At 56.9% G+C, this 17036-nt stretch carries 17 protein-coding genes; 13 read left to right on the plus strand and 4 right to left on the minus strand.

The features are described 5' to 3' along the window. Positions 1-142: 142 nt before the first annotated feature. From pstB to J3353_RS05020, 4 genes are all read left to right on the plus strand, one after another. Positions 143-907 (plus strand): phosphate ABC transporter ATP-binding protein PstB, encoded by a 765-nt coding sequence (pstB, locus tag J3353_RS05005; protein ID WP_097769780.1) that lies wholly within the window; start codon positions 143-145, stop codon positions 905-907. Positions 908-920: 13 nt separating this feature from the next. After that, entirely contained in the window at positions 921-1589 is a 669-nt protein-coding gene (phoU, locus tag J3353_RS05010) for a phosphate signaling complex protein PhoU (protein WP_207684307.1), read from the plus strand. Positions 1590-1752: 163 nt separating this feature from the next. Next, on the plus strand, positions 1753-2130 hold the full coding sequence (locus J3353_RS05015; protein WP_035393429.1) for a helix-turn-helix transcriptional regulator: 378 nt from the start codon (positions 1753-1755) through the stop codon (positions 2128-2130). 124 nt (positions 2131-2254) lie between these two features. Further along, a complete protein-coding gene (locus tag J3353_RS05020; protein ID WP_207684332.1) occupies positions 2255-2764 on the plus strand; it encodes an N-acetyltransferase in 510 nt (169 codons plus the stop codon). A gap of 93 nt (positions 2765-2857) precedes the next feature. On the opposite strand, the gene J3353_RS05025 is transcribed toward J3353_RS05020, so the two are convergent. Further along, the gene (locus J3353_RS05025; protein WP_207684308.1) at positions 2858-4138 is read right to left on the minus strand and encodes a hypothetical protein; all 1281 of its coding nucleotides are present in this window, start codon (positions 4136-4138) and stop codon (positions 2858-2860) included. Positions 4139-4192: 54 nt separating this feature from the next. Between J3353_RS05025 and J3353_RS05030 the strand changes: the two genes are divergently transcribed. The 6 genes from J3353_RS05030 (at position 4193) to J3353_RS05055 (ending at position 10090) form a co-directional block, all read left to right on the plus strand. Then, on the plus strand, positions 4193-4645 hold the full coding sequence (locus tag J3353_RS05030; protein ID WP_207684309.1) for a hypothetical protein: 453 nt from the start codon (positions 4193-4195) through the stop codon (positions 4643-4645). Positions 4646-4944: 299 nt separating this feature from the next. After that, a complete protein-coding gene (locus J3353_RS05035; protein WP_207684310.1) occupies positions 4945-5145 on the plus strand; it encodes a hypothetical protein in 201 nt (66 codons plus the stop codon). 272 nt (positions 5146-5417) lie between these two features. After that, on the plus strand, positions 5418-6797 hold the full coding sequence (pepV, locus tag J3353_RS05040; protein ID WP_207684311.1) for a dipeptidase PepV: 1380 nt from the start codon (positions 5418-5420) through the stop codon (positions 6795-6797). 16 nt (positions 6798-6813) lie between these two features. Then, positions 6814-7911: a dipeptide epimerase gene (locus J3353_RS05045; protein WP_098923832.1), complete on the plus strand. Its 1098-nt coding sequence runs from the start codon at positions 6814-6816 to the stop codon at positions 7909-7911. 248 nt (positions 7912-8159) lie between these two features. Beyond that, entirely contained in the window at positions 8160-9398 is a 1239-nt protein-coding gene (sstT, locus tag J3353_RS05050; protein ID WP_370569166.1) for a serine/threonine transporter SstT, read from the plus strand. A gap of 509 nt (positions 9399-9907) precedes the next feature. Further along, entirely contained in the window at positions 9908-10090 is a 183-nt protein-coding gene (locus tag J3353_RS05055; RefSeq protein ID WP_035393180.1) for a hypothetical protein, read from the plus strand. Positions 10091-10242: 152 nt separating this feature from the next. Here the strand turns inward: J3353_RS05055 and J3353_RS05060 are convergent, their stop codons facing one another. Both J3353_RS05060 and J3353_RS05065 read right to left on the minus strand, forming a co-directional pair. After that, complete coding sequence (locus J3353_RS05060) at positions 10243-10779, minus strand: ECF transporter S component (protein WP_117505680.1); 537 nt, start codon at positions 10777-10779, stop codon at positions 10243-10245. 209 nt (positions 10780-10988) lie between these two features. After that, positions 10989-12440: a glycosyltransferase family 39 protein gene (locus J3353_RS05065; protein ID WP_207684313.1), complete on the minus strand. Its 1452-nt coding sequence runs from the start codon at positions 12438-12440 to the stop codon at positions 10989-10991. Positions 12441-12751: 311 nt separating this feature from the next. Here J3353_RS05065 and J3353_RS05070 point away from each other — a divergent pair, with 311 nt between their 5' ends. The 3 genes from J3353_RS05070 (at position 12752) to J3353_RS05080 (ending at position 15938) form a co-directional block, all read left to right on the plus strand. Next, complete coding sequence (locus J3353_RS05070; protein WP_035393178.1) at positions 12752-13603, plus strand: transketolase; 852 nt, start codon at positions 12752-12754, stop codon at positions 13601-13603. Position 13604: 1 nt separating this feature from the next. Next, positions 13605-14549 (plus strand): transketolase family protein, encoded by a 945-nt coding sequence (locus J3353_RS05075; protein ID WP_154276835.1) that lies wholly within the window; start codon positions 13605-13607, stop codon positions 14547-14549. Positions 14550-14732: 183 nt separating this feature from the next. After that, positions 14733-15938 (plus strand): MalY/PatB family protein, encoded by a 1206-nt coding sequence (locus J3353_RS05080; RefSeq protein WP_005928475.1) that lies wholly within the window; start codon positions 14733-14735, stop codon positions 15936-15938. 53 nt (positions 15939-15991) lie between these two features. Here J3353_RS05080 and J3353_RS05085 read toward each other — a convergent pair whose 3' ends face one another. Next, a complete protein-coding gene (locus J3353_RS05085; RefSeq protein ID WP_117534585.1) occupies positions 15992-16792 on the minus strand; it encodes a MurR/RpiR family transcriptional regulator in 801 nt (266 codons plus the stop codon). Positions 16793-17036: the final 244 nt, after the last annotated feature.

Raw genomic sequence — 17036 nt, forward strand, 5'->3', positions numbered from 1 at the left:
CACCGCCCCTAATAGGGGCGGCCCTGGCGCAGCGTGAAGCACTGCAAGTTCCCCTCTATGCCAAGGGCCCCACTACTAGGGGGGCTGTCGAGCGTATGCGAGACTGAGGGGTTTAATACACGAGGAGATCTCGAGGAAAACTATGGAAAACGTATCACCCATTATCACAGCCAGAAACCTGAACCTCTGGTACGGGGATTTCAAGGCGCTGAAAGATATTTCGCTGGACATGGGCGAGCGGGAGATCACGGCCCTCATCGGCCCCTCCGGCTGCGGCAAGTCCACCTTCCTGAAGACCCTGAACCGGATGAACGACCTTGTGCCCGGGATCCGCATCGAGGGCGATGTCCGCCTGAAAGGGCAGGATATCTTTGCCCGCGAGATGCAGCCCACCGAGCTGCGCCGCCGGGTGGGCATGGTGTTCCAGAAGGCCAACCCCTTCCCCATGAGCATCTACGATAACATCACCTACGGCCCCAGGCTGCACGGTGTGCACAACAAGGCAGAGTTGGACGAGCTGGTGGAAAGCTCCCTGAAGGGTGCCGCCCTCTGGAACGAGGTCAAGGACCGCCTGAAAAAGAGCGCTCTGGGCCTTTCCGGCGGCCAGCAGCAGCGCCTGTGCATTGCCCGCGCCCTGGCTGTCAAGCCCGAAGTCCTGCTGATGGATGAGCCCACCAGTGCCCTGGACCCCGGCTCCACCATGAAGGTGGAGGAGCTGATGAGCGAGCTGAAAAAGAACTACACTGTGGTCATTGTGACCCATAACATGCAGCAGGCTGCCCGTATCAGCGACCGCACCGCCTTCTTCCTGCTGGGCGAGCTGGTGGAAGCCGGCCCAACGGCGCAGATCTTCAGCACCCCGCAGGATAAGCGCACCGAGGATTACATTTCGGGCCGGTTCGGCTAAGGAGTAAAACGCAATGAGCAACCGTACACAATACGAAAACGACCTTGCCGCCCTGAAAACGGCCCTGACCGAGATGGGGCAGAGCGCTGCCGATGCCGTGGAAGCTGCAATGGAAGCCCTCTGCACCGCCGATGCCGAGGCTGCCGCCGCCGTGGCGCAGGGCGATGGCCGCATCAACAACATGGAGCGGGACATTGAGCACCGCTGCATGACCCTGCTGCTCCGCCAGCAGCCGGTGGCAGGCGACCTGCGCCGCATCTCCACCGCCATGAAGGTGGTCACGGATGTGGAGCGCATCGGCGACCATGCCTCCGATATCGCGGAGATCATCCCCCATCTGGTCACTGTCCGCAAGGAGGGTGACCCTGCTGTGAGCCAGGCCATCAAGATGGGCCAGAAGGCGCACAAGATGATCCTGGATGCCCTGAATGCCCTGACCTCTGAGGACGAGCAGGCCGCCCTCAGGGTCATTGCCGCCGACGATGAGGTGGACTACGATTTCAACGCCATCAAGCATACGCTGGCGCAGGAGATCGCCGCCGACCCCGGCAAGGTGGATGCCGCCCTGGATCTGCTCATGGTCATCAAATATCTGGAGCGCATCGGCGACCACGCCGTGAACCTGGCCGAGTGGGTGGAGTTTGTCCGCAGCGGGCGTTATCATAACGAAAATATGTTCTGATCTTTTGTTTCTGTAAAAATTTGAGCTATTTGCAATTATTTCTGTGACCCGCCCGTATTATAGGCAGAAAGGCTTCCCCAGAAAGCCTGATGAACTGGCTGCGGCGGGTGTCCGGCATCCCCCTGTCCCCGCCCGCCGCTGCCGCAACGGAGGGTTTTACGCTATGGTACAGACCAAGAATTTTCCGCTGGAAACGCGCGGCGAGGCGGTCAGCCGCGAAGCGCTGGTCCAGGCGGCATTACAGGAGATCACCCAGAATTACCGCGAAGCAAGCCTTTCCAATGTGGCCCGCAGCTACGGCGTTTCGCTGGCGTATGTCAGCGAGTGCGTCCGGGCCCAGACCGGAAAGACCTATAAGGAGCTGCTGCAGAAGCACCGGATGGAGACCGCCGCCCGCCTGCTGCGCCGCAGCGACCTGAACATCCAGCAGATCATCACCCAGGTGGGCTACGAGAACACCAGCTACTTCTACCGCCTGTTCCATGAGCGGTATGGCCAGAGCCCCCGGGAGTACCGCCGGGCACGCAGCCAGCGCACATAAGCGCATCAGTGAACGACCCTCTCCGCCTTTGCAGCAGGCTTTGACGGAGAGGGCCGTTTTGTGTTATATTAAGGCAGAACGATCAGGGCGGGCAGCGGCCTGCCGGAAGAGAGGTTGGATGAAGATGTTTCGTGGAGCAAGACGTGCAGATCTGGATGCGATCCTGAAAATTTATGCCCGCGCCCGGCAGGCGATGGCGGATTCCGGCAACCCCACCCAGTGGGGAGATCATTTTCCGCCGCAGAAGCTGCTGGAAGAGGACATTGATTCCAACCGGCTGTTCCTCTACCTTGTCAACGGCGAGCTGGAGGGCGTGTTTGCCTTTATCCTTGGCCCGGACCCCACCTATGCCCGGATCGAGGATGGCAAGTGGCTGAACGATACCCTGCCCTACGGCACCATCCACCGGCTGGCTTCGGCGGGCAGGCACCCCGGCGTTGCCGCCGCTGTGATCACCTGGTGTCTGGAGCACTGCGAGAGCCTGCGGGCCGACACCCACGCTGACAACAAGATCATGCAGCACCTGCTGGAAGAAAACGGCTTTACCAAGTGCGGCATCATCCATGTGGAGGATGGCACGCCCCGCATTGCCTACCAGAAAATGTCCCTTACCCTGCCTTTGCGCCGGGATTGAACCGCAAAAATGCGCCGCCCCACCGGAAACGATGGAGCGGCGCTGTTTTTATGCGGTTCTGTCAGCCGTGGAAGGGAGCGGGTGCGCCTGCGTTCAGGAAGCGGCAGCTGCTGCCGGAGCTTCCGGGGCGGGCTGCTCTGCCGCAGTTTCTTCCGGCGTGGGCTGGAAATACTTCTCGTACAGCTCCATGCCGATGCGGTAGCCCTGCCACACGATGACCGCCGTGCCTGCACCGGCCACGCCGATGATGGCGGCAGTGCCCAGAATGCTGGGCTCGCTCTCGATGGTGGCATCCCGGTACTGGGCTTCCACGGTCACGGTGCTGCCCTTGGCCACGCTGCCCGCCGGGATGGTAAAGCTCTCCTGGTTGTAGGCGACCGCCGGGTTGCCCAGCAGGCTGGCTTCATCCATGGCCCACAGGTCGAACACCATGCCCTCGGGCACGGCGCTCTGGTTCAGCGTCACCTTGACCTCGGCATCCACCGGCACGCTGGCGCTGGTCATGGCTTCGCCGCCGTTGTAGGTGAACGTGCCGCCTTTTACCGTCAGGGTGTAGGTTTCGGGAGTGGGGTCAGGTTTGGGTTCGGGCTTCGGGTCGGGCTTCGGGTCATCCTTACCCGGTACAGGAGCGGCGTTCAGCACAACATCTTCATTATCGTTTTCCACGGTGAAAATGTAGCCGACCGGATAATCTTCTATTAACCCGCCATAATTGAGCTTCTGATTGATGGAAGTGACGGGTTTGACATTGCCATTCTTTACCAGGTTTACACGAAGCTTTGGAGTGCCAGTAAAATAAAACTTGGTTTGAATTGCCTGATAGGCAATGCCATCTAGTTCAGCAGAAATAAAATAGTCTTCCACTTCGGTTATGGTGTGAGACTCAATACCTTCAGGTGCATTCTCAAATAGGCAGTCAAGCATTGTACCGCCATGGTTTGTGACTGCTATGCTGGAAGAAGAGTTGAAGAAATACGAATTCTTGACGGTATTGCGATTCTCGAAAATGTTGTTAATAACAGCCTTTTCTACAGTGCCATAATTTGTTACTTTTTTGGAGAACATGCCGCCAATTGTAGTGACCCCGTCTTTAATGATGACAGGACAATTGACTTCTGATTGTTCCCAAAAAGAATAATCTCCGCTTTCCAGCGTCAGCGTTTTATTGCTCTTCTCAAACCTCCAGCCGTTGCCGCTGTAATCCTGGGTGCCGCCCTTGGTGCCAACGGGGTAGCCGTCTATATCGATCACCAGCCGGGTCAGCATGCTCAGGGTAACGGTGTTCGCATCGGCGTGTGGTGCGGTAAAAGTGACAGAAAAATAACTACTACCATCATCGTAATATCTTGCACTTGGTGCCCAATCTTCTAACAAACAATGTGTGTCGTTTGTGTTTCCGAATGTAACATCAATAGGAAATAATATTGCTTGACGGTTACGGAAAAAAATATGGATGGTGATGCTGGTATTATGGTCGGAATTGGGAATGACATAACCGCTGTTGCCGAAATAATTGATTCCTGCATCGTAACACTCATAGCTGCCATTCTCCGGGAAATTCACATTCAAGGTATAGCCGCTAGCGACAGTGTCACCCGCTGGTTTTTTATCAAAAATGCCGCCCTTTATGGTGCCGTTGTTGGTAACGGTAGATCTAAACGTGCCATTTTCAATCTTGCCGTCAGATTCATTGGAAACGGAAGAAAAAAGGCCGCCGGTAATAGTACCATGATTTGTGAGAGAAGAGGAAGAAGAAAATTGACCGCCACTGATTTTTCCGTTATTTATCACAGTGTTGTCGAAAATTCCCCCAACAATGATTGCATCTCCTCCAATCGTGAGTTTACATTTGGTGATAGGTTCATAGCCGGAAATAATTGATAAAAAATCATATTCTGTCGGGCTGTCAGGATGCAGGTCAAGAGTAGTGCCATCATAGCTCCAGCCATCGCCAGAACAACTTGTAGTATGGGTACCGTTATCATCGATAGAACCGACAGGATAGCCATTTTCGATTCTTAATGTAGTTGAGTTGGAGCTGCTTTCCTCCGCCCACGCTGTGATTGCCGACACGGGCAGGAGCGTTACCGCCATGCACAGCGCCACCAGAAGGCTGAGTAGTCGTTTCTTCATAGGGGGTCCCTCACTTTCTTTGGGCCGGAAGTGGAGCTCCGGCAAAAATGGATGCTCTTACTTCCTTAAATACACGCCGCGCGAAATCCTTTCACCCTTTTTCAAAAAAATTGAAAAAAAAAAAAAAAGAAAAAACAGACGGCAGTCTGACAGTGGCGGATAATCCCTTGACAAATCGTTTAAAATTGACTATACTACAAATAGAAAAGGTGCTGACGAGCAATGTTTGGTCAGCTTCCCGTTTCTAGTGGATCAAAAAAGATTGACCGTTCGGTTTGGGGAAACAGAGGCGGTCAATCTTCTTTGTTTTTATCGCTCTTCTCGTGAGAAATCTTCCAGCCAGCATCAAATGCGGCTTTCGCAACGGTGACAAGCAGAGCCAGCAAACTGACCGAGCGCTCCCGGATACTTCTGATGAAGTATGCGGGGGCGTTTTTTTCGTGGAACTGGGGGCTTGTGGAGCGGGGGCAATCGTTCTATAATACAAGCTGTGAAATGAATCACAAAAGGGGTGGAACGTATGGACAAAAAACTGAACGAGGCCGTGGCGGCGCTGCGGCCCCAGATGGTGGCGGCGCTCCAGCGGCTGGTGCGCAGGCGCAGTGTGGAGGCCGACCCGCTGCCGGGCAAGCCCTTTGGCGAGGAGGTGGATGCCTGCTTTGCCGAGGCGCTGGCCCTCTGCCATGAGCTGGGCTTTGAGACCACCGACATGGATCGGTACATCGGCTGGTGCGAGATCGGCACCGGGGACGAGATGGTGGCGGTGCTGGGGCATCTGGACGTGGTGCCCGAGGGCGAGGGCTGGCATCATCCGCCCTACGCCGCCGAGATCGAGGACGGCAGGCTGTATGGCCGGGGTTCCATTGACGACAAAGGCCCGGTGGTGGCCAGCCTGTTCGCGCTGAAGGCCATCCGGGATCTGGGCATTCCGCTCAACCGCCGTGTCCGGCTGCTGTTCGGCCTGAACGAGGAGACCAACGACCGGGACGTGCTGTACTACAAGGCCCACGGCGGGGAGATCCCGGTGCTGGGCTTCACCCCGGACGGCGAGTATCCGCTCATCAACGGCGAAAAGGGCATCCTGAACGAGAGCTATGCTGTGCAGCTGCACCAGACCGGTGCCTGGCAGCTGAGCAGGGTGCAGGGCGGCGTGGCCGGCAATGTGGTGCCGGACTACGCCTGCGCTGTGCTGACCGCCCCGGCGGGGGCCGCCCTGCCGGATGCAGAGCACATCACCGTGACAGCCGTCCCCGGCGGCTATCAGGTGGAAGCGGTGGGCGTTTCGGCCCACGGCAGCCACCCGGAGCAGGGCGAAAACGCCATTGGGCGGCTGGTGTGCTACCTTGACCGGCTGCCGCTGGAGGGGGATGCCAAACAGGCCGTGCACTTTCTGGCCGAGAAGCTGGGCATCGACCCCTACGGCGAGCGCCTGCTGGGCCACCGGCTGGAGGATGCGCTCTCCGGCCCCATGAGCTGCAACTGGGGGCTGATCGAGGGCGACGCGCAGCATCTGTGGGTCAAGCTGAACTACCGCTATCCTGTGACCATGGAACGGGCAGACTGCCAGCCCGCTGTGCAGGCCGCCTTTGAGGCCGCAGGCTGGGCGCTGGATGGGCAGGTGCACAAGGAAAAGCTCTACTACCCTGCCGAGACCCCGCTGGTCAGCGCCCTGCTGGAGGTTTACCGGGATGCCACCGGCGACAATGCCCCGCCCAAGTGCATCGGCGGCGGCACCTACGCCAAGATGCTGCCCAATGTGGTGGCTTTTGGCCCCCTGTTCGCGGGTGACCCGGTTACAGAGCATCAGCCCGATGAATGCATCGATCTGGAACGTCTGGTGCAGAACGCCCAGATCATTGCAAACGCCATTGTCAAGCTGGCAAACCTGCCGCTGGAATAAGAAGGAGGATGGGACTATGAAGATCACACAGGTGCGGCTGGGCCGCATTTCCACCCCGCTGCGGGTGCCGTTCAAAACGGCACTGCGCACTGTGAACAGCGTTGAGGATGTTATCGTGGAGCTCCACACCGATACCGGTGCGGTGGGCTACGGCGAAGCACCCCCGACCGGTGTCATCACCGGCGACACCACCGGGGCCATCCTCGGTGCCATTCAGGATCATATCGCCCCTGCCCTGCTGGGCCGCGATCTCGATGAATTTGAGGATCTGACCGCCGCTGTGCAGAAGGCGCTTGTCCACAACACCAGCGCCAAGGCCGCTGTGGACATGGCCCTGTGGGATCTGCTGGGCCAGAAGTACAGCGCCCCTGTTTACCGGATGCTGGGCGGTGCCCGCAGGAACATTGTGACCGATATCACCATCAGCGTCAACCCGCCCGAGGAGATGGCCCGGGATGCCCGCACCGCCGTCCAGCGCGGCTACGACTGCCTGAAGGTCAAGGTAGGCATTGACCCTGAACTGGATGTGGCCCGCCTTGCCGCAGTGCGGCAGGCCGTGGGCCGGGACATCAAGCTCCGCATCGATGCCAATCAGGCCTGGAACGCCAAGCAGGCGGTCCGCATCCTGAACCAGATGCAGGAGAAGGGGCTGGACATTGAGTTCGTGGAGCAGCCCGTGCCCGCCGCAGACCTTGAGGGGATGCAGTATGTCACCCGCCATGCCGATGTGCCCGTGCTGGCCGACGAGAGCGTGTTCAGCCCGGCAGATGCCCTGCGGATCATGCAGACCGGCGCGGCCGACCTTGTGAACATCAAGCTGATGAAGTGCGGCGGCATCACCAATGCCCTGCGCATTGCCGCCGCCGCTGAGGTGTACGGCGTGGAGTGCATGATCGGCTGTATGCTGGAAGCAAAGATCTCGGTCAACGCCGCTGTGGAGCTGGCCTGCGCCAAGAAGATCATCACCAAGATCGACCTCGACGGCCCGGTGCTCTGCAGCGAGGACCACATCCTCGGCGGTGCCGTGTTCGACGAAAAGAACATCACCGTCTCCGATGCGCCCGGCATGGGCATTCAGGGCTTTGTACCCGGCAAGGTGTCCTATCTCGACTAAAACAGGAACAGACCGCATCCCGAAACACACGGGGTGCGGTCTCTTTTTGTGAATCTGTATTTCATATACGGACAGTGAAAAAAGCTCGTGTCTGTATATGTTGAAATGAAAAACAAAAAAAGCGGGTAAAATCTTTGACTTTTTGGCCTGCGAGGCGTATAATCGTACTTGTTCCGTGTAGAGGAATGGGAAAACTGTGCGCGATGGGCGCACAATCTGGATAGGGGAGTAGAAAAGTTATGAAAACGTTGAAAGCGGTTGCGGCAAGGTACAATGCCACCAGCCTGATCCTGCGCATCGTCATCGGCCTTGCGGTCGGTGCGGTGCTGGCACTGGCGGTGCCCGGTGCGGGCTGGGTGGAAGAGTTCGGCAGCCTGTTCGTGGGTGCCCTGAAGGGCATTGCCCCGGTGCTGGTGTTCGTTATCGTGGCCAGTGCGCTGGCGCAGGGCACGTCCAAGCTGGACCGGCGCTTTGGCACGGTCATCTGGCTGTACATGCTCACCACCTTCCTGGCCGCCGCCATTGCGGCGGCGACCAGCTTCCTGTTCCCTCAGACCATCGTTCTGGCCGAGGCGGCAGAATCCGAGGTGGTGCCCCAGGGTCTGGGCGAGGTGATGAACACCCTGCTCACCAACTTTGTGGCAAACCCCGTCAGTGCCCTGTTGAACGGCAATTACATCGGCATCCTGTTCTGGGCCTGCCTGTTCGGTCTGGCCATGAAGAAGTACGGCGCAGACAGCACCAAGCTGTTCCTGGCGAACACAGCGGATGCAGTCTCCCAGATCGTCCGCTGGATCATCAATCTGGCACCCTTCGGCATCATGGGCCTTGTGTACACCAACGTGTCCAGCAACGGCCTGTCCATCTTTACCCAGTACGGCAGGCTGCTGCTCCTGCTGGTGGGCACCATGCTCTTTATGGCACTGGTCGTCTCGCCCTTTATCATCTTTGTGTATCTGCACTGCAACCCGTATCCGCTGGTGCTCCGCTGCCTGCGTGAATCCGGCCTGACCGCCTTCTTCACCCGCAGCTCTGCCGCCAACATCCCGGTCAATATGGATCTGTGCGAAAAGCTGGGGCTGGATAAGGATATGTATTCCGTCTCCATCCCGCTGGGTGCTACCATCAATATGGATGGTGCCGCCATCACCATTACCATTATGACGCTGGCTGCGGCCAATACGCTGGGCATTCAGGTGTCCCTGCCCGCCGCCATCCTTCTTTCGGTGATGAGTGCTCTGGGTGCCTGCGGTGCTTCCGGTGTGGCTGGCGGCTCCCTGCTGCTGATCCCCATGGCCTGCTCCCTGTTTGGCATCTCCAATGATATCGCCATGCAGGTGGTTGGTGTCGGCTTTATCATCGGCGTGGTGCAGGATTCCGTGGAAACTGCCCTGAACTCCGCCGGTGACGTGGAATTTGCCGCCACTGCGGAATATCACCAGTGGCGCAAGGAGGGCAAGCCCCTGCCGGCGTTCCTGTGCAAGTGATGCAAAACTGACAAAACTGAAATGGCTTTTCAAAGGCTGCTGTGCTGCTGGCACGGCGGCCTTTTTGTTTGGAACTTTTTCTGGGCATTTTGCACAGGAAAGCCCTCGTCCTGTTTGAAATTGACGGATTCTGACGGATTTTGACGGATTTTGCATGAGAGTATCCCCTTTTGCAGAAGAAATTCTGGGCAAAACAGAGAGAAAATCTGAAAAAACTTTCCAAACAAGGTTTCAATCGTCCATGTATACAAGAACTTTATTTTTCATAAAAAACGTTTTGTGCTAGTTGCGCAAAGAACGAAAGAACGTTAAAAATGTATCACTAAATTCATAGTTTGTTCATAGAATTTATAAAACGATTTCATAATTGAGTGGCATAATATGGCCATCCTCAGAGAGGGGAACAAAAGAACGAAGGGTTCTGAACGGTTCCGCTCTGAGGATGCAGGGAGATAGAGGCCCTGCCAAAAAACACAATGACATTTACCGATATACGGAGGATATTTATTATGATGAACAAGAACACTGCTATTCTGGACAACACTATGATGGACGCTTACCTGACTGTCACCGAGGGCGTGTCCGATAACTGCGGCATTGGCCTGGCTTTTGCAAGCCTGCTCGAGAGCGCAAAGAAGAACTTTGTCAACCAGAGCAACCGCCGCGCTGTCAATGCAAGCTTTGCCGGCTGATCTTCTCCAATTTGCCGGTTGAAGATTCTCCTTCTTTTTGTTACAGCTGCTGCCACACTGTAATATGAACTGAAAAGCCCGGAACCACCTGCCGCCATAGCAGGTACGGTTCCGGGCTTTTTTGCTGTGTGAGTTCGGTCAGCGCAGGGGGATTAAGCCGTCAGCTTTGCTTTCTGCAGTGCAGCCACGATCAGCGGAATGAGGATGAGCTGCGCCACGATGCCGGGCACGGCAGTGAGCACCGCACCGGACAGGAACGCGCTGAACGGGAAGCTGGAGCCAGACAGACCGGCCAGCACAAAGCGCACCGCACCCCAGACAAGGCGGCCTGCCACCATCGAGGTGACAAGGGTGGCGTAGATCATGGGCAGGGTGTGCTGCACCTTGCGGTACATGAAACCGGCCACAGCGCCATACGTGGCCAGCTCAAAGGCCATGGCGATGGCAATGGGGTACATCGGGGGCATCCCGAACAGCACCGAGCGGAGCAGCGGGGCGGCAAAGCCCAGTGCCAGGCCCCAGGGGCCGCCCAGCACGAAGCCAGCCAGCAGCACCGGGAAGTGCATGGGGCAGAGCATGTTGCCGATCTGAGGCACATGGCCGGTGATCATGGGCAGCACAAAGGCCAGTGCCAGAAACAGTGCGGCCAGCACCAGATCACGGGTCGTGGAACGGGTCTTGGTATTCATCAATGATTCCTCCTGAAAATGCACAGACAAAAAGGGCCTGCCGCCAGCACGCGCGCCAGCGGCAGACCCCTTCATGGTGTCTGTTTCAAAATAATGTTTGCGGGGAGAAACACGGGCTTCGGCCCGCAAAGCCCCGGCTTCAGCCGGGAATTGTGCAAAAAGTATAGCAGATGCAAAGCCGCCTTGTCAAGCTCAGCGGATGAGGATGGTTACGGGGCGGTGTTTGCGGATTTTTGAAATTTGTAGATGTAATAAAAGGAATCTTCACCGGGGCCTTCTGCAAATGTACTGTTACAGACATTGGCGTGAGAATAACCATTGTCGGAGGCTGCATTCAATTCGGCATCAGAAAGCGCATGTTCCATAAAGAGCCAGATTTCAGGATCGGAAGAAGTGAAGCACTGAGAAGTATTGGAGGATTCGATTTGAGCATGGACACGTCCCGGAAAGTAATAATCAAAGAGTGTCCAGTCTAGGAAGTAGTTCGTTGTATAAAGAACTGCATCCTGAGAGGGGGCAATAACTTCCAGACACTGGGTGGTCGCAAGGTCGATGCGCTTTTCCCGCTGATAGGTTTGGTAGAAATCCGGTAGACTGCACACCAGCGTTCCCAAAATCAGAATACTGGACAGAATAGTTCTCCAACGGACTTTAGACAGAAGAAAGCCAAAAACCAGGTAAACGACTGCGGTGAGCGGATAAAGGTATCGAACGAGAAAAAGCGGGCGAACGGCATGTGAAACGATCAGCCCGACTGCGGAGGTGCCGGCGGCAGAAAGCAAGCCAGTCAAAAGCCAAATCGTATCAGGGGCGAAGAGCCATTTAGAGGACGACTTGGCCTGTGCTGTGAAATAAAGAAGGAATGCAAGACCGAAAATGAGGACTGTCCAAGAAGGATTGAAGAAGAATCCGATACAATTGATCGGAGAAGGAATGAAGGTGGACCACCAGTCTGCCGCAGCACGTTTGAAAGTGGGAAGCAATACCAGAAGCCAGGGAAGGTAGACGACCACTGCGGCACAATAAGTGATAAGGATTTTTTTGAAGCTGCTCTTATCCTGCGGAAGCAGAGAAAGCAGAGCCAGATAGAAAAATGCAACGGAAATCAGGGCATAGTAGTGCGTATAAGCGGCACAAAGAGAGGCGACGCTGAAAATGACCCAATCGGAGGTTTTACCGGAATGAAGAATGTTATGGAGTGCCAGATAGGCCGCTAACACAAAGAAAGCGCCGAGTGAATACATTCGGGCCTCGACATTGAACATGATAGCGGTATCAGTCAAAGAGGCAAAAGTGGAAACAACAACTGCGGGAATCAATCCGAACTGTCTGAAAATCACCGTACAGGCAAGAATCAGAATGAGTCCATAGGGAATCAGAGCCGACAGATGATAGACATATCCGTGATTGCCCAGAAGATGATATAGGAGCTGTGTGAAAAGGTAGTACAGCGGCGGATGATTATCTGCCGCTGTGACTTGGAGCATTTCAAAAACATTCATTTGGGCAAGGCCGATGCTGAACCCCTCATCTCCCCAGAAGGAGTTGTCAAAAATGCGGACAAAGTGCATGGCAAACAGCACAAGGGCATACAGGTACAGCAGCCAGGGCAAAATCCTGCGGCTGCGCTGTGCCCGGGATGTGGGTGCGGAAAAAGACATAGCAACCTCCCAAAATGATAAAAAAAGCAAACGAATTCATCTTATTATATCATACAGCGGCAAAAGATGATATTGCAAAGCGGCCAAAAGCTGCAAAAATGTTTTGCGGGGGCAAAATGGACCTGCATTTTCAACAAAAACGGGAACATTTACAAGCGATTTTGCCAAGGGATGTACATTTTGACGAAAGAACCTTGACGTTTTTGCATAGAATAGATAATATAGACTTGAGAAATAGCGCATCGGGGCGTACGGCCCGGGTGCGTACCATATCCGATGCAAACGCTGAGGTTCATACGGGAGGACCAAAGATGACAAATGCAGAAAAGCTTACCCTGGCAAAACACGCCTGCCACATCCGCATGGGCGTGATCGAGGGCACTCACAGCGCCAAGTGCGGCCATCCGGGCGGTAGCCTGGATATCGCCGAGGTGCTGGCGTACCTCTATTTCGTAGAGATGAAGGTGGATCCGAAGGATCCCAAGAACCCTGACCGCGACCGTCTGGTGCTCTCCAAGGGCCATGCGGCCCCGGCGCTGTACGCCGCGCTGGCTGAGCGCGGGTTCTTCCCGGTGGAGGACCTCAAGACCCTGCGCAAGATCGGCAGCTACCTGCAGGGCCACCCCAACATGAACAGTGTGCCGGGCGTGGATATGTCCACCGGCAGTCTGGGTCAGGGCGTGAGCGCCGCCTGCGGCATGGCACTGGGGGCCAAGCACGCCGGTAAGCCCATCAATGTTTACACCATCCTGGGTGACGGCGAGGTGGAAGAGGGCGAGTGCTGGGAAGCCTTTATGTTTGCTTCTCACTACGGCCTGTCCAACCTCTGCGTCATGCTGGACCGCAACCATCTGCAGATCGACGGTACCACCGAGACCGTGATGAACAGCGCCCCGCTGGAGGAGAAGCTGAAGGCCTTCAACTTCAACGTGCTGACCATCAACGGCCACGATTTTGATGCCATTGAGAGCGCCATCGCCGCTTTCCGCGCTGAGAACGAAAAGCCCACCTGCATCATTCTGGATACCCTCAAGGGCAAGGGCGTTTCCTTTATGGAGAACTCCGTTGACTGGCACGGCAAGGGCCCCAACGATGAGGAATACGCACAGGCCATGCAGGAGCTGAATGCAGCTTACGCCGCGCTGGAAGAGGAGGACAAGTAAGATGGCAGAAGTGAAGAAGATCGCTACCCGTGACAGCTACGGCAACACCCTGAAAGAGCTGGCCGCTGAGGGCCACGACGACCTGGTGGTGCTGGACGCTGACCTGGCTGCCGCCACCAAGACCGGCATGTTCCGCAAGGCGCACCCGGACCGTCACTTCGACTGCGGCATTGCAGAGGGCAACATGATGGGCGTGGCCGCAGGTCTGGCCACCATGGGTTATGTTCCCTTTGTTTCCAGCTTTGCCATGTTTGCCGCAGGCCGTGCCTTTGAGCAGATCCGCAACTCGATCGCCTACCCCCGCCTGAACGTCAAGATCGGTGCCACCCACGGCGGCATCTCTGTGGGCGAGGACGGTGCTTCCCACCAGTGCTGCGAGGACTTTGCCCTGATGCGCAGCCTGCCCGGCATGACCGTGATCTGCCCCGCAGACGATGTGGAGGCTCGCGCCGCTGTGCGTGCCGCTTACGCCATGCAGGGCCCTGTTTACCTGCGCTTCGGCCGTCTGGCTGTGCCTGTGTTCCACGATGAGGCCACCTACCACTTTGAGCTGGGCAAGGGTGAGCAGATCACCGAAGGCAACGACATTGCCATCATCGCTACCGGTCTGATGGTCAACGAGGCCCGCCTGGCTGCCGAGCAGCTGGCTGCCGAGGGCATCCACGCCCGGGTCATCAACATCCACACCATCAAGCCTCTGGATGAGGAGATCGTCCTCAAGGCCGCCAAGGAGTGCGGCAAGGTCATCACCGCCGAGGAGCACAGCGTCATCGGCGGTCTGGGCGAGGCTGTCTGCGCCGTCCTGAGCGAGAAGCTGCCCACCCCTGTTCGCCGCGTGGGCGTGCAGGACAAGTTCGGCTGCTCCGGCCCCGCATGGGACCTGCTCAAGCTGTACGGTCTGGATGCAGCGACCATCTGCAAGACCGCTCACGAGATGCTGGGCTGATCCGGAAAGTCAATACCAATAAAAGCCGGTCGGCGTATGCCGACCGGCTTTTTGCGTGCAATTACCGTAAAAATTCGTGATTTTTCCGCACGATATCCGGGGAAACGTGCTGGCTGCTTGCACCCGGCGGCAAAGTGTGTTAAAGTGGGGCCAGATAAAAATTTTGAGAGAAGGAGCACCGCTATGAAATACGATTTCACTTCCATCATGGACCGCCACGGCAAGGATGCCATTGCAGTGGATGGCCTTGGCACCGGCTTTGCCCCCGCCGCCCCCAAGGAGGGCTTTGATGCCATCCCCATGTGGGTGGCCGATATGAACTTCCCCACCGTGCCCACCATCCAGGAAGCCATCATCGAGCGCACCAACCACCCCGCGTTTGGCTACTTCAACCCCACCGATGAATACTTCGATTCCATCATCCGGTGGCAGGCAAAGCGCAACGGCGTGCAGGGCCTGACCAAGGAGTGCATCGGCTACGAGAACGGCGTGCTGGGCGGCGTGATCAGCGCCCTGAACTGCGTCTGCTCCAAGGGCGACAAGATCCTGATCCACAGCCCCACCTACATCGGTTTCACCATGAGCCTGAAGAACAACGGCTATGAGGCTGTCCACAGCCCGCTGGTCAAGGATGAAAACGGCGTGTGGCGGATGGACTTTGAGGACATGGAAAAGCACCTGAAAGAGGAAAAGATCCATGCCGCCATCATGTGCAACCCCCACAACCCCTGCGGCCGTGTGTGGGAGCGCTGGGAGCTGGAAAAGGCCATGGAGCTGTACAAGAAGTACGATGTGTATGTGGTCTCCGATGAGATCTGGTCGGACATCATCCTGAGCGGAAACAAGCACATCCCCACCCAGTCTGTGAGCGAGGATGCCCGCCAGCGCACCGCCGCTTTCTATGCCCCCTCCAAGACCTTCAATCTGGCTGGTCTGGTGGGCAGCTACCATATCGTTTACAACAGCTGGTGGCGTGACCGCATGGAAAAAGAGTCCAGCCTGAGCCACTACAACATGATGAACGTTCTCTCCATGCACGCCCTGATCGGTGCTTACAAGCCCGAGGGCTACGAGTGGACCGACGAGCTCTGCGAGGTGTTGACCGGCAACATCGACTTTGCCTGCGATTACATCGAGAAGCATTTCGAGGGCGTGACCGTCTCCAAGCCGCAGGGTACCTACATGCTGTTCGTGGACTGCACCGACTGGTGCAAGGCCCACGGCAAGACCATTGAGGATGTGGAGCATGCCTGCTGGGATGTGGGCGCTGCCATCCAGGACGGCACCATGTTCTTTGGCCCCTGCCACCTGCGCATGAATCTGGCTTCTCCCCGTTCCCGCATCGAGGAGGCGTTCCACCGCATGGACAAGTACGTTTTTAACGCATGATCGCTTAAACACAGCAAAAAGTCCCGACCAGAACGGCCGGGACTTTTTTGCGTTTAATTCAGATCGAAATTGCCCACCAGCAGGTAGTAGAGCGCCTCCACCACCAGCGCTGCCGAAAGCTGGGAAGGCAGCATATCGCTGGCAATGCGCTGGATACGGTTGGAGGCCAGCAGGGTATAGCTGGCGTGGCCTGCCAGCGCCGAGCGCTTGTCGCAGGTGATGAGGATGACCGGTGTGCCGTTCTTCTTGGCGGCACGGGCGGCCGTCTCCAACGCCTCGCAGCGGCCTGCGCTGGAAATGAGCAGCAGGGCATCTTTTGGGGTCAGTGCCGAAGCGAAAGACCGTGCCTTTTCTGGTACCGGGCTGATCATGCAGCGCTTGCCCAGACTGCCCAGCTTGAGCGAAGCATCCATGGCAACGGGCAGGCTGCTGCCGTTGGCTTCGATCTCAATGATTTCTGCCGCCCGCAGAATGGAAAGCACCTTTCTCAGCTGGACAAGGTTCAAGGCCTGAATGGTGGCCTGAACCTCCTCCTGACGGTTGTTCTGAAGATCGAGCAGGGCCTGATGCAGCGGGTCATTGGGGGGCCTTTTGCGGGCCTCCGTTTCCTGCTGCTCCAGCACATCCCGCGCAAGCTCCAGTTGGAATTTGCGATAATTTGCGTAGCCGAGCTTGTGGCACAGCCGGGTGACCGTGGCTTCGGACGAGTGGCTGGCCTTTGCAAGCTCCGCAGAGGTGGCGACCGAGGCCCACTTTACATCTGCAAGAATGCAGTCCGCAATGCGCCGTTCGGCGCTGTAAAGCTGGAGCCCGGAGCACAGCTGGGTGACGACGCTTCCCGGGGAATCGTGCATAGCAATACCTCCCTGTGCGCGCTGTGCATTGGGCACAACGCACAGTACTCTGGAAATAGTATACCGATTTTTTGGTGAAAAATCAATTGAATCTGGCAAGAAAATACATACCATTCCAAAATAAACCGGGATCCCGCCAGAACCCGCTGACCGTCAAATTCTCCAAACCGGAATAAGCTGCGCTGAAATTACAAAAAAGGACTGCTCCGCTGGAGCAGTCCCTTTTTGCGTTTTAAGGGGCGGG

The sequence above is a fragment of the Faecalibacterium sp. Marseille-Q4137 genome, assembly GCF_017377535.1.
Taxonomy (GTDB): Bacteria; Bacillota; Clostridia; order Oscillospirales; family Ruminococcaceae; genus Faecalibacterium; species Faecalibacterium duncaniae.